Origin of the sequence: Streptomyces sp. NPDC002138 (assembly GCF_040296485.1) — a bacterium.
Classification (GTDB): domain Bacteria; phylum Actinomycetota; class Actinomycetes; order Streptomycetales; family Streptomycetaceae; genus Streptomyces.
On record NZ_JBEOXE010000024.1, the window covers coordinates 90,914 to 117,744 of the forward strand.

Consider the following 26,831-nt stretch of genomic DNA (forward strand, 5'->3'; position numbering starts at 1 on the left):
CCCCGCGAGCCGAGTGCGTCGCGGGGCCGGAGGGGTCGTAGGGCCGGAGGGGTCGTAGGGCTGAGGTCAGCCGGGAAGTCGGCCGTTCAGCAGGCGAGGTGGGCGAGGGTGTGTTCTTCGAGACCGGCGTCCCGCGCCAGGACCGACTGCTGCAACTGCCGCAGCCTGGGCCCCGGTTCGATGCCGATTTCGTCGATGAGGACACGCCTGATGCGGTTGTAGATCATCAGGGCTTCGGCCGGCCGGCCGCTGCGGTACAGCGCGAGCATCAGAAGTCCGTAGAAGGTCTCCCGCATGGGCTGTTCGTCGATCAGCCCGTAGAGCTCGCCGATCAGCGGTTTGTGCCGCCCCAGGAGCAGCTCCGTCTCGGCCCGCTCCTCCAGGGCCGCCGACCGCTTCTCGTCCAGCTGGTGGCCCATGCTCTGCAGGAGCGGAACCGTGCGCAGGTCCGCCAGGGCGGGGCCGGTCCACAGTCCGAGCGCCTGGGAGAGCAGCAGCGAGGCCTCTTCCAGCCGGCCCGCCCCCCGCAGCTCCGCCGCCCGTGAGGACAGCGATGCGAAGCGGTGCAAATCCAGGGTGAGCGGGACCAGTTCCATCATGTAGCCGGGCGGGCGGGTCAGCAGCCCGGAGGCGTCGAAGCCCGCACCCGCCAGATGTTTGCGGAGCCGGGACACGTACACCTGGAGCGCGGTGGACGCGGTACGCGGCGGAGTGCCCGACCAGAGGCCGTCGATGAGCTGCGACGCGGAGAGCGGGCGCCCGTCGTTCAGGCACAACAGCGCTAACAGGGCGCGGAGTTTCAACGCCTGCGGTGTGTGCGGTGTCCCGTCATCGGTCTCTACTGCTAGTGCTCCGAGAACGCGAAAATACACGATCCTTCTCATCCCCCGTGGTGAAAAGGCCCGGAATCCTGGGAACCGGCGGTCCGGCGATCCCGGGCTTGATGTGCGGATAAAACAGCAGCCGCGCCGGTGGCGATCCGGCGTCACCGGGCCGCCTGGATTCCTCCGAGGTCGGCCCGGCTGGTCTACACCGGGTCACCAATTCTGGACACTACCACGCGTCGGATGACCCATTCCGGCCCCTCCGGGAGACGCTCGGAGCCACCGGTTCGGCTCGCCCCGCCCCGGCCGCGCCAAGGCTCAAGTCCGCCCATCCCGAGGCGTGATGACAGATAGTGACTCCCATTCGAGCCGGGCCGCCGGACGGCGACACCGAACCCTTTAGGCCGGTAAAGATTCAAGGATGGATGTAAAGATTCCGCTTTAATCTCCGCAGCTGACAGGCCCTGTCGGAGCGCCGGTCAGGCCACCCCGATTCGGCCGGGATCCCGCCGTTCCGGGAGTTCCGCACACCGATGAATCGGGCATACTGCCCGATTTCAGGATGCCGCGCACAGGTAAAGAGAATTCCATGGATCTGAGGTCCACCTGAGGATCCGTGGGGTCGCCACGCTCCGTGACCACGATCTCGATTGCCTCGCTATTGATCACCCTGCTAAGTTACTTTTCAGGAAAGGCGCCCCAGCCGCATTCATCGGGCATCGACCCGAGGATGACCGCATAGCGGGGGAACAGGAAGCTGCAGATTTCCGACCTTCCCGCGGCATCCGCGAGGGGGACCGGCGCTTCTTTCCGTCGGGGGAGCTGACCACTCTTCCGGATTTCACCTCACCGCTTGCACGTCAGCCATGGAGCCGCGTGCAGCGCACCGTTTCGCGAGCGAATCCATTCGAGCGGTCTTCTCATGTTCCGGGCCGGGATTCCCCATGCCCGGATCAATCTCACACACCCATCCCACACGCATCAATGACATACAGAAGGCGAGCACAGTGAACGCCAAGCGTCTCATCGCAGGAACCGTCGTCACCGCCCTTGCCGCGACCGGGGCCATCGGTCTCGGCACGGCCAGCGCGTCGGCCACCTCCCTGCCCGTACAGAAGGCGGCGGCCCAGCACTCCGTTGCCACCGCGACCGTCGTCAACGACGGTGTGCAGCCGCAGTTCTGGCACGCCGTCGCCCAGAGCGTGGTCGCGGCCACCGCGGTGAAGGCCACCGAGGCCGCCGTGAAGGTCACGACCAAGGTCAGGTCCTCGTCCAGCGAGTCCTCCTCCTCGTCCTCCAGCGGCGGTCCCGCCATCAGCCCGAAGGGCGCGCACGGCGTCATCGCGGGCGACGTTCAGTACGACGCCAACTGACCCGGTGTGCCGGGCCGTTCGCACACGGCCCGGCACCCGGCACCGCACCATCTGAATGCGTGCCCGGCGGCGGCCCCCGCGCCGTCGGGCACCCCTCACCGCGTCAACAACCCCGATACGGAAACGGAGGTGTCCCACCATGAAAGCCTTCGGGCGGGCCCCCAGGAGCACCGGTGGCGGCCCGGCGCCGGCTCCCGAGCGCGCGATCACGGCCCGGCTGCGCGTCTGCACCGCGCTGGCGCTCGTGCCGGTGGCGCTGTACACGGTCGCCTGTCTCGCCTACAACGCGCCCGACTCACCGGTGAAATCGCGCGTCCAGGGCATGGCCACCAAGGCCCTCCAGCCCTACTTCTGGCAGGACTGGCAGCTCTTCGGACCCACCCCGGGCAGCAACAACGACCTGATCTACATGACCGTGCGCATGAAGCCCGCCGGATCGGACGACATCGTGGAGACGACTCCCGTGGAGATCGAGGACGCCATCGACCGGACGCCGCGCGCATTCCCGCTCAACCCGACGAAACTCCCCGGCCTGCCGCTGGCCTTCGACGCGGCGGCCAACCGCTACGCCAGCGCGGTGACGAACTTCAAGAACCTCCCCGAGGCCGATCGCAAGGAAGCACAGGACCTCCTGGACAAGCAATACACGTCGGAGTTCAAGGAGATCCAGCGATTCCTGTCCACCCAGGCCGACTCGATGTATCCGCAGGCGCGGATCGTCTCGGTGCAGGCCACGTTCAAGAACAAAGCCATGATTCCCTTTTCCCAGCGCTATGCGAGTCCCCGGCCCGACCAGCCGGTCAAGTCCATTCTTGAGACCTCCTGGATGGACTACGTTCCGGGGGTGGCCCGGTGATCCGCGCATGGGGGAAGTCCGGCATGGCCCGGCTCGACGCCGTACTGCTGCGGCTGGCGGGGCGCAAGCACCGGTTGATCGGGATAGCGCTGCTGCGCATCGTGATCGGCCTCGCGACCGTCATGTACTGCCTCTCCGACTATGGAAACCGGCGGTTCCTGTGGGGGCCCGACTCCTACAACTCGATCGAGACCGCGAAGGCGGCGCTGTCCCACGGAAGCTTCTCCCTCTACTTCTTCAGCCATTCCACGGTGTGGTTCGAGATCGTGTTCCACGGGACCATCCTGGTATCCGCCGTCTACATGGTCTACGGCGGCCGGGCACTCACCCTGCTCCAGGCCGTCCTCATGTGGTCCTTGCACAACCGGAACCAGGATGTGCTCGAAGGCGGCGACAACCTCGCGCAAATCCTCGTCATCTTCATGGTCTTCACCGTGTCGAACGCCTATTTCGCGCCCGGCGCGAAACGGCGCCGTGCGAAGTTCCGCGAGGACGCGGGGCCTTCCCTGCCGACGGTCCTGCACAACCTGGCGGCCTATCTGATCGTCTTCCAGACGGCGGTCCTCTATTTCGCGGCCGGGTACTGGAAGATCACCGGGAAGATGTGGCAGGACGGTGTGGCCATGTACTACATCAGCCGGCTCACGGGTTTCCAGATATGGCCGGCCTATGCGCATCTGATGACGAACGCGTATGTCACCACGGCCGTCAGCTACTTCACCATCTTCATCGAACTGGCCCTCCCCTTCGCGATCCTGTCCGCCCGCGGCTGGGTGCGAAAGGCCAACACCCTGGCGCTGGAAGGCATGCACCTGGGCATCATGGCCCTCATGGGACTGGTGTGCTTCGGCCTGCTGATGATCGGCGCGGACTGCACCTGCCTGCGCGACGAGGACTACGAGTCCCTCGGAGCCCGGGTCGGCGGCTTCGCTTCGCGCTTCCTCCCGCGCGGCCGGGCGACCGAACCCTCCGGGCCGTCACCCGTCGCGGACCCGGCGGTGAGCCTGCTCCAGGCCCACGCCAGCGCCGCCGATGCCTGATCCGGAGCACGCCGACGCGGCCCGCGCGCTCGAACGGTTCCTGCTCGCCGACCCCGGACAGTGGCCCCGGCTGGCCCCCCGCGTGGTGGCCGCCGTCGGCGACGAGCGGCTGCGCGGGATCGTCGCGGCGACCCGGGACCACGTGGGCGAATTCACCGGTGTCACCGACGGCCCCGACGGGCTGGTGGTCCGGGGAACGGCCGGGCGGGCCCTCGCCTTCGCCCGGGCGGACGCCGACGGGAACCTCATCCACCTGCTCATCTCCCCCGGCCCCTACCGGCCCGCCCGGCTGCGCGTTCCGCCGGGTGTGCGCGGCGCCGCGGGGTGGGCCGTGTGGTGCCTGCTGCTGGCATTGCGCGTCGCGGCGTGCTGGAGCGCCCCGTCCGTGACCGCCTGGTGCGCCGACGTGCTCCTCGTGGCCGCCGCCTACCTGGTCATGGAAGGGCTCTTCACCCCGGCCCGGCTGCCCCGGTGGATCCGCCGGGCCGTGGAGGCGGGCGCGCTCGTGGCGCTCTCCTCCGCCTGGCGCCTCGCGCACCTTCCCGCGGGCCGGGCCGGCATGCAGGTCGCGGGCGCCCTCGCCCTGGTGGCGGGCTGCGTCTGGTACCTGGCCCGGGCGCGCCGCCACCGATGGGGCGCGCCCCTGTCCGCGCCCCTGCACTTCCCGCTGCGCGGCGGGACCTGGCTCATCGTCCAGGGCGGCGGCCGCGGCCTCAACCACCACCTGTCGGTACCCGAACAGCGCGGGGCGCTCGACGTCATCGGCGTCGGAGCACGCGGGGACCGGCGGCACGGCGGCTCCGCTCCGGAGGCCTACCGGATCTACGGAGCGCAGCTGTACGCCCCCTGCGACGGGCTCGTCGTGTCCGCCGCCGACGGCTACGCCGACCAGACGCCCGGGTCGATCCGCTACGAACCGCCGTACGGGAACCACGTGTTCATCGACACGGGCGCCGAAGTCGTCAAACTCGCGCACCTGCGCCCGGGCAGCGTGAGCGTGGCCGTCGGCGACCGGGTGCGCACCGGTCAGCCGCTCGGCGAGGTGGGCAACTCCGGCAACACCAGCGAGCCCCACCTGCACATCCACGCCGAACGCGACGGCGTCGGCCTCGACCTCCGGTTCACCGGCATCCCGGGGCCGCTGCACCGCGCGCGCGTCCTGCGCACCTGACCCGCCCCGGCACCCGAGACCTTCCCCCGCCCTCGCGCCCGACCGCCCTCGCCCACGCACCCCCTCGCGCCCTCGCCGTCGTACGGCCCCTCCACGTCCCGCGGTGCGGGACGCCGCCGCCATGTCCGCTCCCCAGAAGGGCATTTCGTGTCCCCGTCGTCCCCGCCGTCCCCCTCGTCCCCCTCGTCCCCGCACGCCCGCATACGGCCCCGCACGCTCGCCACCGCGCTCTGCGCCGCGCTCCTGGGCACCGCGCTCGCCGGGTCGGCCGCCCACGCCGATTCCCCCGCCGAGCAGCGCCACGTCCTGCCCGGTTCGCACCCCGGCTACGCCACCACTTCGGCCGACACCGGTCCCGTACCCGCCGAGGAACGCCTCACCGCCCGCCTGCATCTCGGCTCCCGCGACCCGGCCGGTCTGGCGGCTTTCATCAAGGACGTCAGCGACCCCCACAGCCGCTCCTACCGCCACTTCCTGACGCCCGACCAGTACCGGCGGCGTTTCGATCTCAGCCCCCAGGAGCACCGGGCCATCGCCCACTGGCTCACCGGCGCGGGGCTCACCGTGACCCGGGACACCCCGCACTACCTGGAGATCTCCGGCCCGGCGAAGGCCGTGCAGCAGGCCCTCGGCAGCCCGGTCCACCGCTACCGGACCTCCGGCGGGACCGTCAGCGCCCCCAGCGGCGATGTGAGCGTGCCGGGTGCCCTGGGCGCCGACATCGTCGCCGTGTCCGGACTGTCCGCGCCCGCGGCGGCCCGCCCCCTCTCCTCGCGCGCCACCGGACCCGTCGGCGCACCCTCCGGCGCGCCCGCCGACGCGTCCGCCCCCGCGCCCGCCGTCTGCTCCGACCACTTCGGGCAGAAGCCCGCCGCCGACCTGCCCCCGGCGTACGGCAGGACGGCGGCCTACTCCTCCTGCCCGTACGTCCCCGCGCAGCTCCGTCGCGCCTATGGGGCGGGCGGCCCCGGCGCGACCGGCAAGGGCTCCACCATCGCCATCGTGGACGCCTACGGGTCCCCCACCATGCCCGCCGACGCCGACCGGTTCGCCCGGGCCACCGGCGACCAGCCCTTCCGCCCTGGCCAGTACCGCCAACAGGTCACGCCGAAGGACTGGAACGTGGGCCCCGCGTGCGCTCCGCCCGCGGCCTGGGCCGGGGAGCAGGCCCTGGACGTGGACATGGCCCACGGCCTCGCGCCCGACGCCGACGTGCTCTACATCGGCGCCAACTCCTGCCTGGACGACGACCTCATGGACGCCGAGGCCGCCGTCATCGACCGGCACCTGGCCGACTCCGTCTCCAACTCCTGGGCGGAGATCATCCACTCCGAGCCCGGGCATCTGACGCCGGACCTGGTCAACGCCTGGAACCTGCTGTTCCAGCAGGCCGCCGCCGAGGGCATCGGCATCTACTTCGCCGCGGGTGACTGCGGCGATTCCTCGCCCGGCGCGGCCGAGACCGGAGTCAACTGCGATGTGAAGACCACCGCGGCCCAGGCGGACTTCCCCAGCGGCTCGCCCTGGGTGACCTCCGTCGGAGGCACCACCCTGGCCCTGGACCAGCACGGCGACTACGCCTGGGAGACCAGCATGGGCGACGAGCTGTCGGTCCTCACCGGCACCGGCGCCCAGCGGGCCTGGGGCCCCGTCCCCGGGGTCTTCGCCTTCGGCGGCGGCGGGGGGCTCGGCGACGCCCCCGAGCCGTGGTACCAGCACGGCCGCGTCCCCGCCCCGGCCGCCGGCACACCGGCCCGCCGGGCCACCCCCGACGTGTCCATGGAGGGCGACGGCGCCCTGCCCGTCCTCGTCGGGCTGACCGACTCCGGGACGTTCCAGCTCGTGGGCTTCGGCGGCACCTCCGCCGCCGCCCCCGCCTTCGCCGCCCTGCAGGCCGACGCCCAGCAGGAGACCGGCCATCCCCTCGGCTTCGCCAACCCGCTGCTGTACTCGCTCGGCGGCACGGGCGCCTTCCGCGACGTCACGGACCAGCCGCCGGCGGCCGGCCCCGGCCCGCTCACCGCCGTACGCGACTACGGGCCCTCGGACGACGAGACGCAGCGCTACGTCCTGTACGCCCTGGGCCGCGACTACGGCCTGCACGCGGGCCCCGGGTACGACTACGCCACCGGGCTCGGTTCGCCCTCGCCCGGCTACCTCCAGCGGTTCCGGCGCCCCGGTGGACGGCCGTGACGGCCGTGGACGCTACCGTGGTGGGGGCCGGCCCGAACGGGCTGGCCGCCGCCGTCGCCCTGGCCCAGCGCGGGCTCTCGGTCACCGTGCTGGAGGCCGCCGGGACCATCGGCGGCGGTACCCGCACCAGCGAACTGACCCTGCCCGGCCTGCTCCACGACCACTGCGCCGCCGTCCACCCCATGGCCGTCGCCTCGCCGTTCCTGCGCTCGCTCGGGCTGGAGCGGCACGGCCTGACGTGGCACCTGCCCGAAACCGACCTCGCGCATCCGCTCGACCGGGGCCCCGCGGCGGTGCTGCGGCGTTCGCTGGACGAGACCGTACGCGGCCTCGGCGCGGACGGCGACGCGTGGCGGCGGCTCTTCGCACCCCTGGCGCGGCACTACGATTCCCTGGCCGCCGAGCTGATGGGCCCCCCGCTCCACCTGCCCCGCCATCCCCTCCCCCTGGCCCGCTTCGGGCTCAGCGCCCTGCGGTCCGCCACCGCCGTCGCGGAGCGCTGGCACACTCCCGGGGCCCGGGCCCTGTTCGCCGGTGTGGCCGCGCACGCGCTGCAGCCGCTGACCGCGCCCGGCAGCGCCGCCATCTCCCTGATGCTCGTCGCGGCCGCGCACCGGCACGGCTGGCCCGTCGCGCACGGCGGGTCCCAGGCCGTCACCAACGCCCTGGCGGCGCGCCTCACCGAACTCGGCGGCACGGTGGAGACCGGCGTGCGGGTCCGCTCCCTCGCGGAACTCCCGCCCAGCCGGGTCACGTTGCTGAACGTGGCACCGCGTACCGCTCTCGCGCTGTGCGGCGACCGGCTGCCCGCCCGCACCCGGCGCGCCTACGCGCGCTGGAGGCACGGCCCGGCCGCTTTCAAGGTCGACCTGGCCGTCGAGGGCGGGGTGCCGTGGCGCGACGAGGCCTGCCGCCGGGCCGTCACCGTGCACCTGGGCGGCACGCTGGAGGAGGTCGCGCACGCCGAGCGGACCGTCGCCCGCGGCCGCATGCCGGAGCGCCCGTTCGTCCTCGTCGCCCAGCAGTACCTCGCCGACCCGGTCCGCTCCGCGGGCGACGTGCACCCCCTCTGGGCCTACGCGCACGTCCCGCACGGCTACACCGGGGACGCCACCGAGGCCGTACTCGGCCAGCTGGAGCGGTTCGCGCCGGGGGTGCGCGAGCGCGTTCTCGCCCGCGCGACCACGTCCGCGGCGCAGCTGGAGGCGTACAACGCCAACTACATCGGCGGTGACATCCTCACCGGCGCCAACACCCTCGCCCAGATGGCGCTGCGCCCGCGCGCCGCGCTGGACCCCTACAGCACCGGTATACCGGGCGTGTTCCTGTGCTCGGCCGCGACCCCGCCGGGCCCCGGCGTCCACGGGATGTGCGGCTACCACGCCGCCCGCTCGGCCCTGCGTCACCTGGGCATACCGACTCCGTCCCCCCTCCACTGAGGAGCCCCCATGACGAACCCCTTCGAGAACAACGACGGCGCGTACCTGGTCCTCGTCAACGAGGAGGACCAGCACTCGCTGTGGCCGGACTCCCTCACCGTCCCGGCGGGCTGGTCCGTCGCCCGCGCCGGGGACAGCCGGGAGGCGTGCCTGGAGTACGTCGAGCGGACCTGGACCGACATGCGGCCGAAGGCCTCGCGGCGGCCGTGACCGCCCGGGTCGTGGTGTGAGGGTCGTCAGCTCTTCGTCGGGGCGGGGGCGGGGGTGGCCGTCGTGGTGCCCGTGGAGCGGGTCACGATCGGCCATTCGCGCCGGAAGCCCGCGAGGGGGATCTCCTTCTCGAAGAGCGGGGTGCCGAAGATGGCGATGCGGGCCATCAGAGCTCCGTCGATGCCGAGACCGCCGTGGAGGCCGGCCTTGCCGTGGACGACCGGCGCGGCGCCGCCGGATTCGATGACGACCGATCCCTCGACGGCGGACCGGAGATACGGCTTGATCGCCGCCTTCACACCCACCGCGTCGTACAGGGCGACCGAGCCTTCGAGATCCAGGCCGGTACGGACCGTCGCCGAGCCGTTGAGCTCGGCCCGTACCGGGGAGATGTTCGTGGTGCCGGGCTCGACCTCCGTCGTCCAGCCCTTGCCCTTCGTGTAGTCGGAGTGGATGCCCCAGTCGGCCGCGAGCCGCTGCTCGACGTCGACCGTGACCTTGCCGTCGGCTCCGACGGTGGCGTAGAGCGTCAGGTCCAGGGTGAACACGACCGGCACGGGACCGGCCATCACCGTGGGGGTGGAGTGGAGCTTGGCGAGCGGGATCCGGATCGGCTCGGCAGACCCGGCGATCGCGGTGCTGACACGCCAGTTGGCGCGGGCACCCACCTGGAAGCCGACACCGGCCTGACGGGGGCTGAGCGCGTGGCCGTCGTAGGAGAAGTCGATGGACGGGTCGATCCGGACCGAGCCGGACAGGTCCACGGAGGCCCCGTGAGGGAGCGGAACCTTGGTGTTCGCATCCAGCTTCAGGCCGCCCGAGACGGAGCCGTTCCCGCCGTCGGCCCGCGGGGTGAAGGAGACCTTGAGGTCCTTGACCTGCGGCTCGACCGTGATACTGCGCGGATCGAGGGCGGTGTGCAGGCTTGCGGAACTGTCACCGAGCAGCTCCGACACGGTGGCCGGACGGGTACTGACAGCGGTCTTCCCCCCTTCGGCCCGCTTCACCGCGGTGATCGCGACCAGGGCTCCGCGGGGCGCGGCCGGGGACGGCGGGCTGTCGATCAGCTGCCCGGCCTTGACGGCGGCCGCGGCCGCGGTCCTGCCGGGCTGCGGGGCGCCTTCGGCGGGGGCGAGTACGGCCTCGCCGGTCCGCTGGTCGTAGGAGGTCAGCTTGAGGTCGGGGGCGCCGGCCTCGGGCGCGGGCCGGCCGGACCCGGCGGGGGCGGGGGCGACGAGGGCCAGCTTCGCCGGCTTCCCCTCGGGCACCACGGAGACCGGCAGGCTGCCGGCGGTGGGGGTGTACCGGGCCTTCGGCTCGGCGGGGGCGGTGGCAGTGTCGGCGGCGACCGCTTCGGCCGGCGGCGTCGCGCCCGGCTCGGCCTGATCGGCCACGGTCGTGGTGCCGGCCGACGTGGTCTTCGGTGTCGCCGTGCCGCAGCCGGTGAGCGTGAGTGCGGTGGCTATGAGGAGCGCGGGGAGCGCGCCGCGGGTGCGTGGGGGCATGCGGAGGGGTCACCTTCGGCTTTGAGGGTCCGTCAGGAAGGCAATGCACACGGGGGGCCGGGAGGGGTGTCGTACGCGCGGTCGCGTCAGGGCCGGGGCGCCGACACACCAGGCACCGGAATGTCAGGCCCATGTCATCAGGGCCGTAAAACTATAGGCAGTAGTTTTACTGGGGGTGACGGTACATCAGCCGGGCATCGCCGCCGAAACCCGGGCAGCCGATACCGTGTGGGGACCGACCGGATCAGGCCACGGGGCGAGGAGAAGAGAACAGATCATGGGCAGACCGTCCCGACCGCCGCTCACCCGGGAAGACATCGTGCGGGCCGCCCTGGAGCTGGTGGACGAGCAAGGCCCCGACGCCCTGTCCACCCCGCGCATCGCCGCGCGACTCGGCGTCAAGGGCCCCTCGCTCTACCACCACGTCTCCGGGCGCGAGGAGATCCTCGAGGGAATACGCGAGCTCATCCTGTCCGAAATGGACCTGGATCTGACCGTCCGTCCGTGGACCGCCGCGGTGGAGAACTGGGCCCGCGCCTACCGCGCCGCCTTCGCGGCGCACCCGCGCACCATCCCGCTGCTGACGGGCCGTCCGGTGCGGTCCCTGACGGTGCTGAACCGCTACGCGCAGGCCTTCGATCTGCTGCGCGAGGGCGGCTGGCCCGAGGAGCACCTGCTGCCGCTGGTCCAGTCCGTCGAGTACTTCCTCAGCGGGTCCGCCCTCGCCCTCGTCGACGCGGCGACCGACCTCCCGCTGAGGACCGAGGACCTGCTGCCGGGCCTCGGCCCGATCCTGAACGCCCCGCCGGACTACCGCGAGATCGCTTTCGAGACCGGCCTGTCCGCCCTCATCCGCGGCTTCCAGGACACCCTGCGCACCCTCACCCCGGCGCCAGGCGCCCTCAGGCCTGGCTGACCGGCAGCGCGTCCGGGGAGAGGACGCCCGCGGGCGGGTGGCGCGTCAGGAGCGGCGGGGTCTTCCCCCTGGTCTGCCCGAAGGGGCATGCCGCCAGGCGCCTTTCGCGGGGTAAGCAGGTGTACGTCCCGCCGCATCCCCCGAGAGGCATGCCCCATGCGTACCCCTGCCCGCGACAAGGCGGCAGCCGATGCCGCCAAGGACAGCTCCACCCCGTCCCGGCAGCCGCTCCGGGGTGAGGAGCGGCCCCCCGCCGCTCCCGCGCGCGCGACGCTTGTGGCGCTCCAGCGGTCCATCGGCAACGCCGCGGTGACACGCATGCTCGCGGCGGGCCACGGCGCCGGCCCCGGGCACGAGGGCGCCCCGGTCCAGCGGGCGACGGCGCACGACGTGCTCCGGTCGCCCGGGCAGCCGCTCGACGGCGCCCTGCGCGAGGAGATGGAGAACCGGCTCGGCGCCGACTTCTCCGACGTACGGGTCCACTCCGATCCCCTCGCGCAGCGGTCCGCGGCCGAGATCGGCGCGCGGGCGTACACCTCGGGCAGCCATGTGGTCGTCACGGACGGCGGGAAGGACAAGCACACCCTCGCCCACGAGCTCACCCACGTCATCCAGCAGCGGCAGGGGCCGGTCGCGGGGGCGGACACCGGCCACGGGCTGCGGGTCAGCGACCCCGGCGACCGCTTCGAGCGGGAGGCCGAGGCCAACGCGAGCCGGGTCATGGCCACTCCCGCGCCGGTGCAGCGTGCCGCCTGCGAGGAGCACGGCACGCACGCGCCGGGGTCCGGCGGGCGGGCCGTCGTGCAGCGCAAGGGGCCCGAGGAACTCGGCCCCACGCTGCCGGCCGACCCGCCGCGTCCCGGGGGGCTGCTCGGCCGGCTCATGCAGCGGAACCCGGCGCCGACGGCCGACCCGCTGGTGGGGGAGGTGCGGGCGAGCATCGCCGCGTACGACAGCGATCCCGTCCGCGACCCCATGCACTGCATGATGGAGCTGTCGCGCCTCACTCAGGAGATCGCCCCGGCCGCGGAGGACGCGCCGGAGGCCGTCAAGCCCTGGCTGACCGCCGCGCTGGAGATCGTCAAGGCGGAACTGGTGCTGGTGAACGACCAGCTCGTGCGCGACGCCGAGTTCCCTGCCGAGGCAGGGGAGGCGTTCAGCGCGATGACCGCGTCCGGCATGCTGTGGCAGCAGGCGCAGTGGGCCGACAGCGCGGCCGCGTTCCACATGCACGGGCCGAGCTACTTCCGCGAGTTGTCGGAGCTCAACCGGGCCGGGATGGCCAAGGAGATCTCCGGGGGGCAGGGCGCCCGGAACTGGGTCCCCGACGTCAGGACCAAGCTGACGACCGCGCTCCAGCGGAGCGTGCTGTGCCACTACACGGGCAGGTCGCGGGCCGAGACGATGCTCGCCCAGGGGCAGATGAAGTCCAAGACCGAGCTGCTCAAGGCGAATCCGGACGCGCCGAACAACTCGGAGGCGTACGACAAGCACGTTCTGGCGAACGAGGGCTTCGTCTTCTTCTTCCTGGAAGTGGAGGACAGCCCGTTCCGGGCGACGCGGTTCAGCGGCGACGACGAGGCGGCCCGGATCCAGATCCCGCTCACCGCGTCCCCCCTGATGAGCCAGGGCTGGCTGATGCTCAGCGACTTCGCGCAGCGCGAGTACCCGACCGTGCGCGCGAGGCCCGAGGACCCGGCGCAGACGGAGAGCAAGCTGAACACCCGCGAGGACGGCTTCTCGGAGGGGTTCACGCTGCCGGTGCGGAAGTTCGACGTCGGCGCGGGTGCCGCGGCCGACTCGCTGGACATGGAAGCGGTCATGGAGGCGATGGGCAACGAGCCCGACCAGGAGCGCAGGACGCAGATCATGTTCTCCCAGACCCAGGCACTGGCGGACGCGCACAGCACCATGACCTATGGATCCGGTGCGCGGGAGCAGGTCCATCCGGAGCGGCTGCGGTCCAACACCCTGATGGGCCGGGACATCGTGCCCGGCCTGGTGGAGCGGGCCGTCGTGGAGATCCAGCGCCTCGAAGAGGTGAACCCGCAGCTCGCGGACCGGCTCAAGACGATGTCCGGCGCCGATCTGATGCGTTTCCTCCTCAAGGACCTGCTGCGGCCGCAGGCGATGCTGCCGAACACGGTCGACCTCGGCGCGGCCACGGTGGTCCTGGCGTCCGGCCAGCAGGTGGGAGTCCCCACGCACTGACCGGAGCACAGGAGAGAGTCGATATCAGGTCGTCTTTGTTCCTTCGTCAACCAGTCCGTGCTTACCGGGGTTAACCGTTCCGGGCACTGCGGAAACGAAAGCCGGCGGTCGCGAGTAGAACGCCCGTTCCACCCTCAGGAATACCGACTTCCGGACGCCGGGCCACAGGGCCGCCTTGGCCTGGCGTACAACCTGACCGACGATGTCCGTGCCGCTCGGGTCAGCGGAGGTCGCTCAGCACTCCACTCACGTTGAGCACCTCGTGACACTCCTGCGCCTGACGACCGCTGGCCGGGGTGCCGGGCTTCGCGCAGGTCACCTCGACGGTCACGGTCCGGGTCTCGGCGATGCTGATGGGGGTCACCCAGTGATAGTCCTGGTTGCGGAACGTCTCGAGCGCGATCGTCGTGATCTTGCGGTCGCCGAAGTTGATGGTCACCACCCCTTCGTCGCCCTGGAAGTTCGCGACGACGATGTCCGTGATCCCGAAGGCCTTGCCCGCAGGCACCGTGTAGACACCGGTCCCGGTCTCCCCACCGGCGGTCTTCAGATCGATGGTGGCCGAGCTCTGCTGGCCGCCGGATCCCGTGCCACCGCCCCCCGTACCGCCCCCCGTAGCGGATCCCGGACCGGCTCCGCCCGCACCGGGCTGGGTGCCCTTGCCGCCGACCGGTTGCTTGCCCCCGCCGGTCACCGGGGTCTGCCCGTTCAGGTCCGCACTGGGCGTCGGCTTGTTCTGGACCGCCTCGTCGGCGGCCTCCTTGGCCGTACTGCGCACCGCCGGACGCACCAGCAGGAACCAGGCGAGCAGCAGCGCGAGCAACGCGGCCAGCACCGCGAGCAGCCACTTCGGGAAGACCGGGATCTGGACGAACTCCACGTCCAGCGGCGCCCGGACGGGGTCCGGCTGCGGCCGCTCGTCACCGTCCTCACCGCTCCCGTCACGGGCTTCGGCCACGTCCACGCTGAACGGCCAGGTCGCCGGCGCCCCGAACCACACCGGCTTGCCGGCGCGGACCCGCAGCCCCACGTCCGCCGACTCCCCCGGCTCCAGCGTCAACGCCGCGGGAGTGAAGGCGAACTTCAGCTCCTCGCCCGGCTGGGCGGGCGTGAAGGCCACCGTGACGGGGCAGTTGCCCTCGTTGCGCACGGCCAGTCGATAGCGTCCGCGCAGCCAGCCGCGGCGGCGTTTGGGAGCGCACTCCGCGCGCAGCTCCCGGAACTCCTCGACGTGGACGGTGGTCTCGGGGACCCGCACGGCCTCGGGGTTCTCGGTGGGCAGCACACGCACGGCGAGGGGCACATCACCCGCCCGCACCTGCGACGAACGCGGCGGAGCGAGGCGAATCGTCACCGTCTCCGAGGTACCGGGGTAGAGCGAGACGCGCTCGGGTTCCACCGTGGTCCACCCAGCGCAGTCGCCGACGACCTCCAGGCGGTACGCCTCGACGATGTCGCTGTCGTTGCGGACGGTCAGGCTGGTGGACGCGGTACCGCCCGGCGTCACCGACACCGGCGGGATGTCGAGGCCGGGGGTGCCAGGGCTGGGAGAGGTCGCTGGGGATATCACACCACCACGCTACGGCGACGCCGTGGCCACTTCCACGGGCGTGAGGGCAACGCTCCGGGCAGCCCGCATGCCCCCGCGGGCTGTCCACAACTCCGCGCGCGTTGACCCATGTTGACCCTCGGTTGCCCTCAATATTCCGACATACGCATCAGGAAACAGGTACGGCACATGGCCCAGCCCGAGAACAACGGACCCGCCTCCTCGTCGGCCGCCGGCCAACGGATCACCGTGGCCGTGTACGCGTCCGACCCGATCCTGCGCGTCGGGGTCGTCCACCAGCTGCGCCAGCGGCCGGAGATCGAGCTCGTCGACGACGCCGACGCCGCCGACGCGCAGGTGTCTCTCGTGGCCGTGGACAGTGTGGACGACGAGACGGCCGCCCTGCTGTACCGGCTGCGGCACAACTCCGGCACGCGCACCGGGCTCGTGGTCGGCACGTTCGAATCCGGGGACGCGTTGCAGCGCGCCATCGAATCCGGCGTCACCGCGGTGCTCCGGCGCTCCGAGGGCGACCAGGACCGGCTCTTGCGTCTGGTCCTGGCGATAGCGAACGGTGAGGGCGTGCTGCCCGGTGACCTGCTCGCGAAGCTCATCGACCACGTCGGCAGCCTGCAGCGTTCGGCGCTCGACCCGCGCGCGGTGTCCCTGTCCACCCTGACCCCGCGCGAGGCGGACATGCTGCGCCTGGTCTCGGAAGGCCTGGACACCGCGGAGATCGCGCGCAAGACCTCGTACTCGGAGCGGACCGTCAAGAACGTGCTCCACGAGGTCATCACGCGGCTCCAACTGCGCAATCGCACGCATGCGGTCGGCTACGCCCTGCGCCACGGGCTGATCTGACCGCACGGCGGGGCCCGGCCCGGCGGCGGGCCGCCCCCGCCACTGCCCGAAAGCGCACCGGGTGCTTCCCCCAGGTCCGGCCCCGCGGCCCTGCCGGTCCGCACGTGCGGACCGGCAAGGTGGCGGGGTCATACGTAGCTACTGCACCGGACGGTGAGGTGGACCCTGATGGGCACGGGTGGATCCGGCGGTCGGCGACCCCCCTGGGGGAGGGTCGGCGCGTCGTCACTGCTGCTGCTGATCCCCTTGCTCGCGGTGACGGCGGCCTCCGGGCCCCGCGACGCCGGGACACGGACCGTCGCGGCCGACGCCGGGAACACCCGGGTCACGTACGCCGGTACGCGCCACCGCAGCCTGGGCCGGGTGGCGACCGGCACGTCCAGCACCCCCCTGTTCGGCGAGGGCCCGGCCCACCAGGACCTCCAGCCCGCCGCGTGGGGCGACCAGTTGGTCTTCGCCAGCCGCCGCGACGAGCCGGCCCCCCAGGTGTACCTGCGGTCCGCGGACGGCTCGGTGCGCCGGCTGACCAGCGGCCTGGACGCGGCGAACCCCCGGCTGACCCCGGACGGCCGGTCGGTCGTCTTCGACTCGGCCGCCCGGTCCACCGGGTCCGGCGCAACCCAGCGCGACCTGTGGACGGTGCGCACCGACGGCACCGGCCTCACCCGGCTGACGGACTCCCCCGCGAACGAGGAGCACCCCACGGTCTCACCGGAGGGCGGGCGTCTGGCGTACTCCTCCGACAGCGACCGGGCCACCGGACGGCAGGTCTACGTACGGCCGCTGCGGGGCGGCGCCGCCACCCGCGTCACCGACCCCGCCAACGGCGAGGCCACCGAGCCCGTGTGGAAGCCCGTGGACGACGCGGCGAACCGGGACGTGATCGCCTACACCGCCACCGGACCGGCCGGGCCCCGCCTGCGGTGGACCGACGGACGGGGCGACGGTCCGCTGCTGGCGGGCGCCCAGGCGGGCTGGCGTACCCACGGGGCGGCATGGCTGCCCGACGGGAGCGGTGTGCTCTTCCTCAGCCCGGACCGCACCTGTACCTGCGAGGGGGACTGGGACCACGTCTTCCAGGTGCCCGTGCACTCGGCGGACACCCCCCAGGTGGTGCTCAGCGAGGACCGCGAGGTCGGCTCGGCCACCTGGCTCGGGCCGCTGAAGGGCGGCGGCGTCGTGGTCGAGCGGACCTCGGCGGCCGGGACGCACGTGGCGACCCTGCAGGACGCCCGGATGGACGGCTCCGACCCCCGCGACCTCGGCCTGACCATCCTGAAGGAGGACCCGTCGGCCGACAGCAACACCGACCCCGCCAAGGACCCGCTGTTCCAGCCCGCTCCCGGGTACGACCCGTGGACCGAGCGGCAGAACTACACGCCCGACGGGCGCAGGATCGTGCTGACCCGCTTCGAGGACACGCCCGACGGCCGGATCGAACGGATCTGGATCGCGGACGCCGACGGTTCCCGCGCGGCGCCGCTGCCGCTCGCGGGCCGCGGCCCCAGGGACTGGGACACCGACCCGACGTTCTCCCCGGACGGCCGGTTCCTGGCCTTCACCCGCACCTCGCCCGGCGGCGCCGGTGGTGACACGGGCATCCCGCGCATCCTGATCGCGGACGCCGCCACCGGTGCGATCCGCGGCGAGATCACCCCGCCCGCCGGCCAGGCCCGGGGCGGCGACGCCCAGCCCACGTGGTCCTCCGACGGCACCGCGCTGGCCTTCACCCGCAACCTCGTCATCAACGGCGGTGGCGGCAACAAGCACATCTGGACCGTCCCCGTGGACCACTTGGACCGGCAGCGCGACCTGAGCGCCACCCTGTGTCCCGGAGCCTGCGAAGTCATCGACGACAGCCCGGCGTTCTCACCGGACGGCGCCACCATCGCCTTCAACCGCAAGAACGGCGGCGGCCGCGTCGACGAGCGCGACGGCATCCTGCTCGCCTCGGCGGCCGGCGGTGCCTGCCGGGTCCTGCTGCCCGACGCCGCCCGCGACGTGCCGGGGGCCTGCGGCCGGGAACTGCCCGAACCCACGGCCAAGGGACCGTTCCAGCCCCGCGACGCCGCATGGACCGCCGACGGCAAGAGCCTGGTGCTCAGCGCCCGCGGGTCACGGGCCCCCAACAGCCCGGAGAAGCTGAAGCTGGTGGACGTTGCCTCCGGCGACCACACCCTGCTCGTCACCGGCCTGCCGGGCCGCCAGAAGGAACCCGGGGTGCAGCAGTCGGTGGACCTCGCGGTGCGCGCTCCCGACAAGGCGGCGCCGCTCACCGTGGGCGGCTCCGGCACCGTCCGGGTGGACGTCGTCAACCACGGCCCGGCGGCCTCACCCGGTACCCGGCTGACCGTCGCGCCGCCGCTCGGCGTGGGCGTCACCGCGCTCACCGCACCCGGCGCCACCTGTGACGCGGCGGCGTTGACCTGCGCCCTGGGCGTGGTACCTCCCGGCGTCACCGTGCCGGTGACCGTCACCCTCACCGGCGTCACCCCCGGGGACCAGCCGGTGGACTGGTCGGTCACCGGCACCGTCCTCGACCCCCGCCCCAGCGACAACGCCGGCCGGACCGTGGTGCCGGTGCGCGAGGCACCCGTACCACCGACCCCCACCCCGACGCCGAGTCCGACTCCGCCCACCACGCCTCCGACTCCGACGCCGCCCGCCACGCCCACGCCCACGCCGCGGCCGGAGCCGCCCGCGCCCCCGGCCGGCCCCGGGCTGCGCGTCACGGCGCAGCCGAACCCCGGCTACGTGGGCGGCCGCGTCGTCGTCACGTACACCGTCAGCAACGGCCGCAACGCCCTGGCCACCGGCCTGCGACTGCGCATCGGCCTCCCCCAGGGCGTGCCCCACGACGGGCCGCCGCCGGGCTGCGACCGGAACGGGGAGTGCGCGCTGCCGGACCTGGCACCGGGCGCCCGGACCGTCCTACGGGTCGTCCTCAGCCCCGACAAGGCGCTCACCACCGTGGTCACCGGCAGCCTGACCACCACCGGCACGGACGCCGACCCCGGCGACAACACCGCCCAGCAGCAACTGCGCATCCTCCAGCCGCGCATCGTCGCCGTGCCGCCGATCGGCAAGCCCGGCTTCGTCACCTCGGTGCGCGGCGAGGACTTCCCGCCCGGCGTGCCGGTGCGGTTCACGTGGAAGCCGGGCATCACCGCAGCGGCGGCACCGACCTTCCCGCAGCGCGACGGCACGTTCATCGGCCAGCTGCTGATCCTGGCCAAGGACCAGACGGGCCCCCGTGTCATCACCGCGAGCGGTCCCGGCTTCTCGCCGGTGCAGACCGACTTCCTCGTGGTCAACGGCTCGGTGCAGCCGCCCGACGGGGTGACCCGCCGGTGATCCACGAAGTCGACGAGGGGCTGCGCGGACTGCTGGCGGAGTCCGGCCTGGAGGCGTCGGGCGTCGAGGTGGTCTTCGACGCCCCGACCAGTGACTGGGCGGCGCGCCGCAGCGCGCCCACGGTCTGTGTGTTCCTGTACGACATCCGCGAGGACCACACCCGGCGCGGCAGCGGCGCGGGCGAGGTGTACGACGCGGACGGGTTCGTCGTCGCGCGCCGCACCCCGCCGCGCTGGTTCGAGCTGACGTATCTGGTCACCGCGTGGGCGAGCCGGCCGCAGGACGAGCACCGGCTGCTCTCCCAGGTGCTCTCCTGCCTCGTGCACACCGACACGCTGCCCCCGCGCCTGCTCACCGGCACGCTCGCCGAACTCGGCCTGCTCGTGGACGTGGACGCGGGCGCCACCGGCATGGACGCGCCGGCCGCCTCCGACGTGTGGTCGGCGCTGGGCGGCGATCTGAAGCCGTCCCTCGGGCTGCGCGTGAAGGCACCGCTGGCGGGCATCAGCAGGGTCACGGCCCCGCCCGTCACGGAGGGGCTCGTCGTGAACTCCGTACCGCAGGCCGAACCGGACGGGGCCGCGAGCGGGCGCCGGCTGCGCTACGCCGAGCTGAGCGAGCCGGGACCGGAAGGCTTCGGCGGCTCCCGGGAACGGCCCAGCGTGCCCGCGCGCCGCCGACGGGGGGAACGGCAGCCGTGACGCGGACCGTCCAGCCCGCGACCGCGCCCGCGGTCCCGGCCGACACCACCCCCTACCTGTGGGCACGGCTCCGGTTCGTCGAGGAGCGGGTGCGCCGGGCCGTGGAGCTCCGGCGGGCCGTCGATCCCGACCCCGACGACCCCTACCGGGGCCAGTACCTCACGCCCGAGGCGGTGTCCCGCATCCTGGAGCCGCCGCACGGCCCCGGCCTGCCCGCGCTCGCACCGGCCCCGCCTCCACCCGGCTCGCCGCTCGACGTCCTCGCCGCGCGCTTCGCGCTGGCGCCGCTCGACCTGGACCTGCTCCTGGTCGCCATGGCGCCGGACCTGGACGCCCGCTTCGAACGGCTCTACGGCTACCTCAACGACGACCTGACCCGCCGCCGGCCCACCGTCGGTCTCGCCCTCGAACTGGCCGGCCGCACCGGGGTGGCGGCCGCGCGGTTCCGGCTCTCCCCCGGCGCACCGCTCGTCGCGGGCGGTCTGCTGGAGGTCACGGAGCCCGAGCGGCCGCCCCTGTCGAGGGTGCTGGCCGTCCCGGACCGGGTCACCGCCCATCTGCTCGGCGACGCCTCGCCCGACCCGCGTCTGGCCGATGTGCTCGGTCGGGCCACCACCGACCCGGCCGTCGACCCGGCCGAGCTGCGGCGGGCCGTCGCCGCGGCCGGCAGCGGCAGCCGCCATGTCCACCTGCGGGCCCGCGGCGGGGATCCCGAGGGCCTGGCCGCCGCCGCGCTGCACGCGTGCGGGCGCATCCCCCTGGCCCTGGACGCGGCGGCGCTGGCCGACCACGCCCGCGCCGTGCCCGAACTCGCCCGCGCCACCGCCCGCGAGGCCCGTCTGACGGGTGCCGGTGTGCTGCTCGGGCCGCTGGAGGAACTGCCCGACAAGCCCGACGAGCGGGCCCGCGTCCTGCGCACGCTGTGCACCGTGCTGCGCGGCGTCCCCCTGTTCACGTACGGCACGAACGGCTGGGAACCCGCCTGGGCGGCCGACACCCCCGTCACGCTGACGGTGGCGGCTCCCACCCCCGACCGGCACGTCACCCGCTGGCGGCACGCGCTGGAGCGGGCCGCCGGAGAACACGGCGCGGGCGGCGGGGACGCCGACGCGCTCGCCCGGTCCGTGTCCGCGCACCGCCTCGACGCCGGGCAGCGGCGGCGCGCCGCCGACGCCGCGGTGCGCACCGCCGCGCTCGACGGCCGCCCGCTCTCCCCCGACGACCTGCGCACCGCCGTACGAGCCCAGAACGGCGCGGGGCTCGCCCGTCTCGCCCGCCGGGTGGAGCCCGCGGTGGGCTGGGACGACCTGGTACTGCCCGCCCCCACCCACCGCCGGCTGCGTGAACTCGCCGTGCGCGCCCGCCACCGCGACCAGGTGCTCGGGGAATGGGGCATGCGGCCCGGCGGCGGGCGCGGGCGCGGGGTGATCGCACTGTTCGCCGGATCCTCCGGCACCGGCAAGACGATGTCCGCCGAGGTCGTGGCGGCCGACCTGGGCATGGACCTGTACGTGGTGGACCTGTCCACGGTCGTCGACAAGTACGTCGGCGAGACCGAGAAGAACCTCGAACGGATCTTCACCGAGGCGTCGGCCGTCAACGCGGTACTGCTGTTCGACGAAGCCGACGCGATCTTCGGCAAGCGCTCGGAGGTGAAGGACGCCCACGACAAGCACGCCAACATGGAGTCCGCCTACCTGCTCCAGCGGATGGAGTCGTTCGACGGCATCGCGATCCTCACCACCAACTTGCGGGCCAACCTCGACGAGGCGTTCACCCGCCGCCTGGACGTGGTCGCGGACTTCCCGGTGCCCGACGCCGCCCAGCGCCTGGCCCTGTGGGAGCGGTGCCTGGGCGACCCGCTGCCCCGGGCCGACGACCTCGATCTCGGCTTCTGTGCGGACCGGTTCGAGCTGGCCGGAGGCTCGATCCGGGCCTGCGCGGTGACGGCCGCCTACTTCGCGGCCGCGTCGGGTGAACCGCTGACCATGGGTCAGGTGGTGACGGCGGTCGCCCAGGAGTACCGCAAGCTCGGCCGCCTGCTCCTGGACGGCGAGTTCGGACCGTACCTGGGCCAGGTCACGCAGCTGTGAGCAGGGCGGCGAGGGGCCGGGCGCGGTGCCTGGCCGGTCCGGCGGGGGCGACCGGGAGGGCAGTGTGCTTGCCCCCGGCCGGGTCCGAACGCCCTTGCCCGCGGCGGGGACCGCCGGAAAGGCTGTGGACAGACCTGATGGTGAAACGTGACCCAAGGAGCGAGCATGCCGACGTACCTCACCCCGGGCGTGTACGTGGAGGAGGTGCAGTCCGGTGCTCGCCCGATCGAAGGGGTCGGCACCGCCGTCGCCGCGTTCGTGGGATTCGCCCAGAGCGGCCCGTTCCACGAGCCGACGCTGGTCACCAACTGGGACCAGTACACCCAGCGGTTCGGCGGCTTCACCGAGGGCACCTATCTGCCCCACTCCGTCTACGGATACTTCGCCAACGGCGGTGGCGCCGCGTACGTCGTCCGCATCGGCGGGCCGGCCCAGGGCGCCTCCGCACCGGCCGCTCCGGGTGCGGCCCCCCAGCCCCGCGCCGCGGAGCCGGTCGAGCTCGGCGGCTTCCTGATCGCGGCCCGGCCGGGTGTCACCGGCGTGTCCGTGGAGATCGCCGACGCGGACGGCGAGAACCCGGCCGAGGACCGCTTCAAGGTCCTGGTCCGCCAGAGCCAGCAGGTGGCCGAGACCTACGAGGTGTCCGCCCGCAAGAACGTCAAGGGCTACCTCGTCACCCAGGCCCGCGCCTCGAACCTGATCGAGGTCACCGAGCAGCGGGGCGCGAGCCAGACCCGGCCCGCCGGGCAGACCGTCGTCCTGCCCGACGCCCCCGCCGCGTCGCCCGCTCCGACGGACCACGGCGGCGTGGCACGGCTCGACCCGGCCGAGTACGTCGGCGACTCCGCCGCCCGCACCGGGTTCGCCGGCCTGGAGACCATCGACGAGATCACCATGGTCGCGGTGCCGGACCTGATGAGCGCGTACCAGCGCGGCGACATCGACTCCGAAGGCGTACGCACCGTGCAGCTCGCGGTGATCTCGCACTGCGAGCAGATGGGCGACCGGGTGGCCGTCCTGGACACCCCGCCCGGCCTCTCCGCGCAGCAGGTGCGCACCTGGCGCAACGACGAGGCGGGCTACGACTCCCGCTACGCCACCCTCTACTACCCGTGGGTGCGGGTCTTCGACCCGGCCGCCGGGCACAACACGACCGTCCCGCCGAGCGGCCACGTCGCCGGTGTGTGGGCGCGCAGCGACGCCGAGCGAGGCGTGCACAAGGCCCCCGCCAACGAGGTGATCCGCGGCGCGGTGGACCTGGAACTGCGCCTGAGCAAGGGCGAGCAGGACCTGCTCAACCCGATCGGTGTGAACTGCGTACGGGCCTTCCCGGGCCGGGGCATCCGGATCTGGGGCGCCCGCACCCTCTCCTCCGACCCGGCCTGGCGCTACCTGAACGTGCGCCGCCTCTTCAACTACCTGGAGGAGTCCATCCTCCTGGGTACCCAGTGGGTGGTCTTCGAGCCGAACGACGACCGGCTCTGGTCGTCGATCCGGCGCAACGTCACCGCGTTCCTCACCGAGGAGTGGCGCCGCGGTGCGCTGTTCGGCCGCACGGCCGCGGAGGCGTTCTACGTCAAGTGCGACCGGGACAACAACCCGCAGGAGTCGATCGACCAGGGCCGCGTGGTCTGTGAGATCGGTGTGTCGCCGGTCAAGCCCGCGGAATTCGTGGTGTTCCGGCTGGCCCAGTTCTCCGACAGCACCAGCCTCATCGACGAATGATCCGCACAAGGAAAGGTGAAGGACAGTCATGGCAGAGGGCGATGCTCTTTCCACACACGTCTTCGGCGTACAGCTCGGTGGTTACCTGGTCGAGTCGGTCCAGGAGATCAGCGGCCTGACCGTCGAGGAGGAGGTCGTCGAGGTCCGCCAGGTCAGCGCGGAGGGCAAGCAGATCATCCGCAAGCAGCCCGGCGCCCGCCAGGCGGGTGAGGTCACGATCACCCGGGGACTCGACAAGAGCAGCGAGTTCACCAAGTGGATCAAGGAGACCCTGAACAACGGGGCCGTCGACACCGCGCGGCAGAACCTCACCATCGAGATCAAGGACTCCACCGGTGCGACCGTCCGCCGCATCCAGCTGATGCAGGGCTGGGCCTCCAAGTGGGAGGGCCCCTCCCTCAAGGCCGGCGAGTCCGCCGCGGCCACCGAGTCCGTGACCATCGTGTTCGAGGAGATCATCGTCGAATGAGACGTCGTACGGTGACGGCGGGCAACCTGGAGGAGATCCTCCAGGTCACTGCGCCCACGACGGCCCCGGAGCAGCCGGCGGCCCCTCCGGCCGCCGCCGCTCCGGCGGCGCGCGAGGACCACGGGCTGCGAACGGAGTTCGAGTTCGAGCTGCCGCGCGGGTTCGTCGACGAAGCGGGCACGGTGCACAGGCACGGCTCCATGCGCCTGGCCACCGCCCGCGACGAGCTGCGCCCCCAGATCGACCTGCGGGTCAAAGAGAACCCCGCGTACCTCAGCGTGGTGCTGCTCAGCCAGGTGATCACCCGGCTCGGCACCATCACCGACGTGCACGCCGGGATCGTGGAGCGGATGTACGCGACCGACGTCGCGTTCCTGCAGGACTTCTACCGGCGCGTCAACAGCGAGGGACACACCCGCGCGGCGGTCACCTGCCCGCACTGCGAAGGCGGCTTCGAGGTCGACCTCTCCGGTGGGCGCCTGGGGGAATCGTGACGTACGCCCTCCCCCGGCTCAGGGAGGAGATCGCGTACATCGCCTACCACTTCCACTGGCAGCGCGACGAGGTCCTCGACCTGACCCACGGCGAGCGCCAGGAGTGGGTCGCCGAGATAGCCCGCATCAACACCCGTGTGAACGAAAGTGGTTGAACGAATGGCATGGCGGGACAGGCTGCGTCGGCGCGCCGCCGTGCCGGACGCCGCGACCGACCGGGGAGCGGAGCCGTCCGGGTCTTCCGGCGCAGCGGGTGGCGCACGGGAGGTCGGTGTACCCGGCGGGTGGGACGGCGGCTGGCGCATGACGGCGCCGCCCGTACTGACCTTGTCCCGCGCGGCCATGGGCGTCAGCGACGGGCTCGCCTTCCGGTCCGGCCTGGCTTCGTGGCGCGATCCCTCGTTCGACACCGGGCTCGCCCACGCCCTGCTGCCGACCGCCCCGGCCGGTCTCGTGCGCGGGGTCACCCGCCCCGCCGGCGCACCCGGCGCCCACAGCGGCGGCGGCCCGCTGCTGCTGCGGGCGCTGCGCCGGCCGCCCACGGCGGATGAGCCCCCGGCTCCGGCCGCCCCGGGCGCACCGCGGAAGGGCGACACCCCGCAGATCTCACGCCGGGTGCGGCCCGACGCCGCCTCGTCCCGGCCGAGCCGCTCGGCGCCGGATCCCGTGGTGCCCGGACCGGGCGCACCCGCGCCGGACTCCGCGGCCGCACACTCCACGCCCGCTCCCGCCGTGCAGCGGGCCGGGGCGGCGGGCAGCCGTGCCGCCACGGCCCCGGCCGTGCCCGGCCGCCCGCCGACGCCTGCGCGCTTCCCGCTGGTCCGCCGTATCGCGGTGGTCCCCGGCGCATCGTCGAGCACCGCCCAGCGGGCCGTGGCCCGCACGCCCGGCTCCAGCAGGACCGTCGGCTCCACGGGGGCCGCATCCGCGCCGCCCGCCACACCGTCCCGTTCCGGCCGCACGCCGGGGGAGCCGCCCGCCCACGGGACGCCCGGCACCGCCGTGGTCCGGCCGCGCGCCGTAGGCCGCGCGCTGACCGTCGCACGCGTCTCCGCCGCGCCCGGGCGCCGCGTGTCCGTCGTCCGCCCCGCACCGGTGCCGACGGCCACGGCCGGGTCGGGCACCCCCGCGCAGGGGGCGGACGCTCGCGCGCCCTTGGGCTCGCCCCTCACCGAACCGCCGTCCACGGCAACGCCGTCGGAGCGCCCCGCGGCGGCCCCCGCACCCGCGCCGGCCCTGCCCGTGGTCCAGCGCCAGGCAGGGCCGGCCGCCGGGGGGAACGTCACTCCCGACCGTCACGGACCCGAGGCCTCCGCCCCGGCCGCCCCGGTCACGCAGCGCGCGGGAGGCCGTGCGCCCGCCACCGCCGTGCCCTCGGACCGCTCCGCGGCAGCTCCCGTACCGGGGGTCCCCCTGGTCCAGCGCCGGGCCGAGCCCGCACCGGCCGGTGCGGCCGCCCCCGACGGCGGCGGCCCGCAGCACCGTACGGATGAGCCCGCCGCGGGTGCCCCGGCCTCCGTGCATCCCTCGGAAAGCCGTCCACCCCTCGGCGCCTCCCGCACCGCACCGCCGCCCGCGGCCACACCGTCGGGCCCGTCCGCAACGGCTCCCGCACCCACCGCGGCCCTGCCCGTCGTCCAGCGCCGGGCCGAACCCTCGGCCCAGGACGCCGCCAGCCCCGACAGCAGCGGCCCGAAGCCCACCGCACCGCGCCGGGCGGAGCCCGCGACCGACCACGAGGCGCCCGTGCGGCGCCGGGCCGAGCACACGGCCGCCTAATCATTAGGGGAACAGTGTGAGCAGCGTGACCAATTCGGGTCCACAGGACGCGGCATCCCCGGCAAGCG

General features: G+C 73.3%; 21 protein-coding genes. 18 read left to right on the forward strand and 3 right to left on the reverse strand.

Annotated features, from left to right (window positions below; translation table 11 throughout):
• Positions 1 to 86 precede the first annotated feature (86 nt).
• Positions 87 to 803 (reverse strand): AfsR/SARP family transcriptional regulator, encoded by a 717-nt coding sequence (locus ABT084_RS17960; protein ID WP_351044440.1) that lies wholly within the window; start codon positions 801 to 803, stop codon positions 87 to 89.
• A 1,028-nt stretch (positions 804 to 1,831) separates the two neighbouring features.
• Between ABT084_RS17960 and ABT084_RS17965 the strand changes: the two genes are divergently transcribed.
• From ABT084_RS17965 to ABT084_RS17995, 7 genes are all read left to right on the forward strand, one after another.
• Positions 1,832 to 2,197, forward strand: a complete 366-nt coding sequence (locus ABT084_RS17965) for a hypothetical protein (RefSeq protein WP_351044443.1) — start codon at positions 1,832 to 1,834, stop codon at positions 2,195 to 2,197.
• A 139-nt stretch (positions 2,198 to 2,336) separates the two neighbouring features.
• A complete protein-coding gene (locus ABT084_RS17970) occupies positions 2,337 to 3,053 on the forward strand; it encodes a DUF5819 family protein (RefSeq protein WP_351044445.1) in 717 nt (238 codons plus the stop codon).
• The gene (locus ABT084_RS17975) at positions 3,050 to 4,093 is read left to right on the forward strand and encodes an HTTM domain-containing protein (protein ID WP_351044448.1); all 1,044 of its coding nucleotides are present in this window, start codon (positions 3,050 to 3,052) and stop codon (positions 4,091 to 4,093) included. Before ABT084_RS17970 ends, ABT084_RS17975 begins: the two co-directional genes overlap by 4 nt.
• Positions 4,086 to 5,264, forward strand: a complete 1,179-nt coding sequence (locus ABT084_RS17980) for a M23 family metallopeptidase (RefSeq protein ID WP_351044451.1) — start codon at positions 4,086 to 4,088, stop codon at positions 5,262 to 5,264. Before ABT084_RS17975 ends, ABT084_RS17980 begins: the two co-directional genes overlap by 8 nt.
• A 147-nt stretch (positions 5,265 to 5,411) precedes the next feature.
• The gene (locus ABT084_RS17985; RefSeq protein ID WP_351044454.1) at positions 5,412 to 7,457 is read left to right on the forward strand and encodes a S53 family peptidase; all 2,046 of its coding nucleotides are present in this window, start codon (positions 5,412 to 5,414) and stop codon (positions 7,455 to 7,457) included.
• 5 nt (positions 7,458 to 7,462) lie between these two features.
• The gene (locus tag ABT084_RS17990; protein WP_502968965.1) at positions 7,463 to 8,896 is read left to right on the forward strand and encodes a phytoene desaturase family protein; all 1,434 of its coding nucleotides are present in this window, start codon (positions 7,463 to 7,465) and stop codon (positions 8,894 to 8,896) included.
• A 9-nt stretch (positions 8,897 to 8,905) separates the two neighbouring features.
• Positions 8,906 to 9,106: an MbtH family protein gene (locus ABT084_RS17995; protein WP_351044460.1), complete on the forward strand. Its 201-nt coding sequence runs from the start codon at positions 8,906 to 8,908 to the stop codon at positions 9,104 to 9,106.
• A gap of 26 nt (positions 9,107 to 9,132) precedes the next feature.
• Here the strand turns inward: ABT084_RS17995 and ABT084_RS18000 are convergent, their stop codons facing one another.
• The gene (locus ABT084_RS18000; RefSeq protein ID WP_351044463.1) at positions 9,133 to 10,611 is read right to left on the reverse strand and encodes a hypothetical protein; all 1,479 of its coding nucleotides are present in this window, start codon (positions 10,609 to 10,611) and stop codon (positions 9,133 to 9,135) included.
• Between the two features lie 277 nt (positions 10,612 to 10,888).
• Between ABT084_RS18000 and ABT084_RS18005 the strand changes: the two genes are divergently transcribed.
• Positions 10,889 to 11,527 carry a TetR/AcrR family transcriptional regulator gene (locus ABT084_RS18005; protein ID WP_351044465.1) on the forward strand — a complete coding sequence of 213 codons (639 nt, stop codon included), beginning with the start codon at positions 10,889 to 10,891 and terminating at the stop codon, positions 11,525 to 11,527.
• Positions 11,528 to 11,683: 156 nt separating this feature from the next.
• On the forward strand, positions 11,684 to 13,738 hold the full coding sequence (locus ABT084_RS38030) for an eCIS core domain-containing protein (RefSeq protein ID WP_502968966.1): 2,055 nt from the start codon (positions 11,684 to 11,686) through the stop codon (positions 13,736 to 13,738).
• Between the two features lie 220 nt (positions 13,739 to 13,958).
• Here ABT084_RS38030 and ABT084_RS18015 read toward each other — a convergent pair whose 3' ends face one another.
• A complete protein-coding gene (locus ABT084_RS18015; protein WP_351044466.1) occupies positions 13,959 to 15,308 on the reverse strand; it encodes a COG1470 family protein in 1,350 nt (449 codons plus the stop codon).
• Positions 15,309 to 15,476: 168 nt separating this feature from the next.
• Between ABT084_RS18015 and ABT084_RS18020 the strand changes: the two genes are divergently transcribed.
• The 9 genes from ABT084_RS18020 to ABT084_RS18060 all read left to right on the forward strand — a co-directional run bounded on the left by ABT084_RS18020 (position 15,477) and on the right by ABT084_RS18060 (position 26,763).
• Positions 15,477 to 16,148, forward strand: a complete 672-nt coding sequence (locus ABT084_RS18020) for a helix-turn-helix transcriptional regulator (protein WP_351044469.1) — start codon at positions 15,477 to 15,479, stop codon at positions 16,146 to 16,148.
• A 168-nt stretch (positions 16,149 to 16,316) separates the two neighbouring features.
• Positions 16,317 to 19,502: a hypothetical protein gene (locus ABT084_RS18025; RefSeq protein ID WP_351044471.1), complete on the forward strand. Its 3,186-nt coding sequence runs from the start codon at positions 16,317 to 16,319 to the stop codon at positions 19,500 to 19,502.
• Positions 19,499 to 20,203, forward strand: coding sequence for a Pvc16 family protein (locus tag ABT084_RS18030; protein WP_351044474.1), 705 nt, complete (start codon positions 19,499 to 19,501; stop codon positions 20,201 to 20,203). Before ABT084_RS18025 ends, ABT084_RS18030 begins: the two co-directional genes overlap by 4 nt.
• Entirely contained in the window at positions 20,200 to 22,296 is a 2,097-nt protein-coding gene (locus ABT084_RS18035) for an ATP-binding protein (protein WP_351044477.1), read from the forward strand. The genes ABT084_RS18030 and ABT084_RS18035 overlap by 4 nt, the downstream gene beginning before the upstream one ends.
• A gap of 165 nt (positions 22,297 to 22,461) precedes the next feature.
• Positions 22,462 to 24,021, forward strand: coding sequence for a phage tail sheath family protein (locus ABT084_RS18040; RefSeq protein ID WP_351044479.1), 1,560 nt, complete (start codon positions 22,462 to 22,464; stop codon positions 24,019 to 24,021).
• Between the two features lie 28 nt (positions 24,022 to 24,049).
• Entirely contained in the window at positions 24,050 to 24,490 is a 441-nt protein-coding gene (locus ABT084_RS18045; protein WP_351044482.1) for a phage tail protein, read from the forward strand.
• Positions 24,487 to 24,984 carry a hypothetical protein gene (locus ABT084_RS18050; protein ID WP_351044485.1) on the forward strand — a complete coding sequence of 166 codons (498 nt, stop codon included), beginning with the start codon at positions 24,487 to 24,489 and terminating at the stop codon, positions 24,982 to 24,984. Before ABT084_RS18045 ends, ABT084_RS18050 begins: the two co-directional genes overlap by 4 nt.
• Entirely contained in the window at positions 24,981 to 25,139 is a 159-nt protein-coding gene (locus tag ABT084_RS18055) for a DUF6760 family protein (RefSeq protein ID WP_351044487.1), read from the forward strand. Before ABT084_RS18050 ends, ABT084_RS18055 begins: the two co-directional genes overlap by 4 nt.
• A gap of 148 nt (positions 25,140 to 25,287) precedes the next feature.
• Positions 25,288 to 26,763: a hypothetical protein gene (locus ABT084_RS18060; protein WP_351044490.1), complete on the forward strand. Its 1,476-nt coding sequence runs from the start codon at positions 25,288 to 25,290 to the stop codon at positions 26,761 to 26,763.
• Positions 26,764 to 26,831: the final 68 nt, after the last annotated feature.

What these genes read in the sequence shown, in the direction of transcription:
- ABT084_RS17980 (WP_351044451.1), top strand. Translation starts at nt 4,086, where the DNA reads ATGCCTGATCCGGAGCACGCCGACGCGGCCCGCGCGCTCGAACGGTTC.
- ABT084_RS17995 (WP_351044460.1), top strand. Translation starts at nt 8,906, where the DNA reads ATGACGAACCCCTTCGAGAACAACGACGGCGCGTACCTGGTCCTCGTC.
- ABT084_RS18005 (WP_351044465.1), top strand. Translation starts at nt 10,889, where the DNA reads ATGGGCAGACCGTCCCGACCGCCGCTCACCCGGGAAGACATCGTGCGG.
- ABT084_RS18040 (WP_351044479.1), top strand. Translation starts at nt 22,462, where the DNA reads ATGCCGACGTACCTCACCCCGGGCGTGTACGTGGAGGAGGTGCAGTCC.
- ABT084_RS18020 (WP_351044469.1), top strand. Translation starts at nt 15,477, where the DNA reads ATGGCCCAGCCCGAGAACAACGGACCCGCCTCCTCGTCGGCCGCCGGC.
- ABT084_RS18000 (WP_351044463.1), bottom strand. Translation starts at nt 10,611, where the DNA reads ATGCCCCCACGCACCCGCGGCGCGCTCCCCGCGCTCCTCATAGCCACC.
- ABT084_RS18050 (WP_351044485.1), top strand. Translation starts at nt 24,487, where the DNA reads ATGAGACGTCGTACGGTGACGGCGGGCAACCTGGAGGAGATCCTCCAG.
- ABT084_RS38030 (WP_502968966.1), top strand. Translation starts at nt 11,684, where the DNA reads ATGCGTACCCCTGCCCGCGACAAGGCGGCAGCCGATGCCGCCAAGGAC.
- ABT084_RS18045 (WP_351044482.1), top strand. Translation starts at nt 24,050, where the DNA reads ATGGCAGAGGGCGATGCTCTTTCCACACACGTCTTCGGCGTACAGCTC.
- ABT084_RS18025 (WP_351044471.1), top strand. Translation starts at nt 16,317, where the DNA reads ATGGGCACGGGTGGATCCGGCGGTCGGCGACCCCCCTGGGGGAGGGTC.
- ABT084_RS18060 (WP_351044490.1), top strand. Translation starts at nt 25,288, where the DNA reads ATGACGGCGCCGCCCGTACTGACCTTGTCCCGCGCGGCCATGGGCGTC.
- ABT084_RS17970 (WP_351044445.1), top strand. Translation starts at nt 2,337, where the DNA reads ATGAAAGCCTTCGGGCGGGCCCCCAGGAGCACCGGTGGCGGCCCGGCG.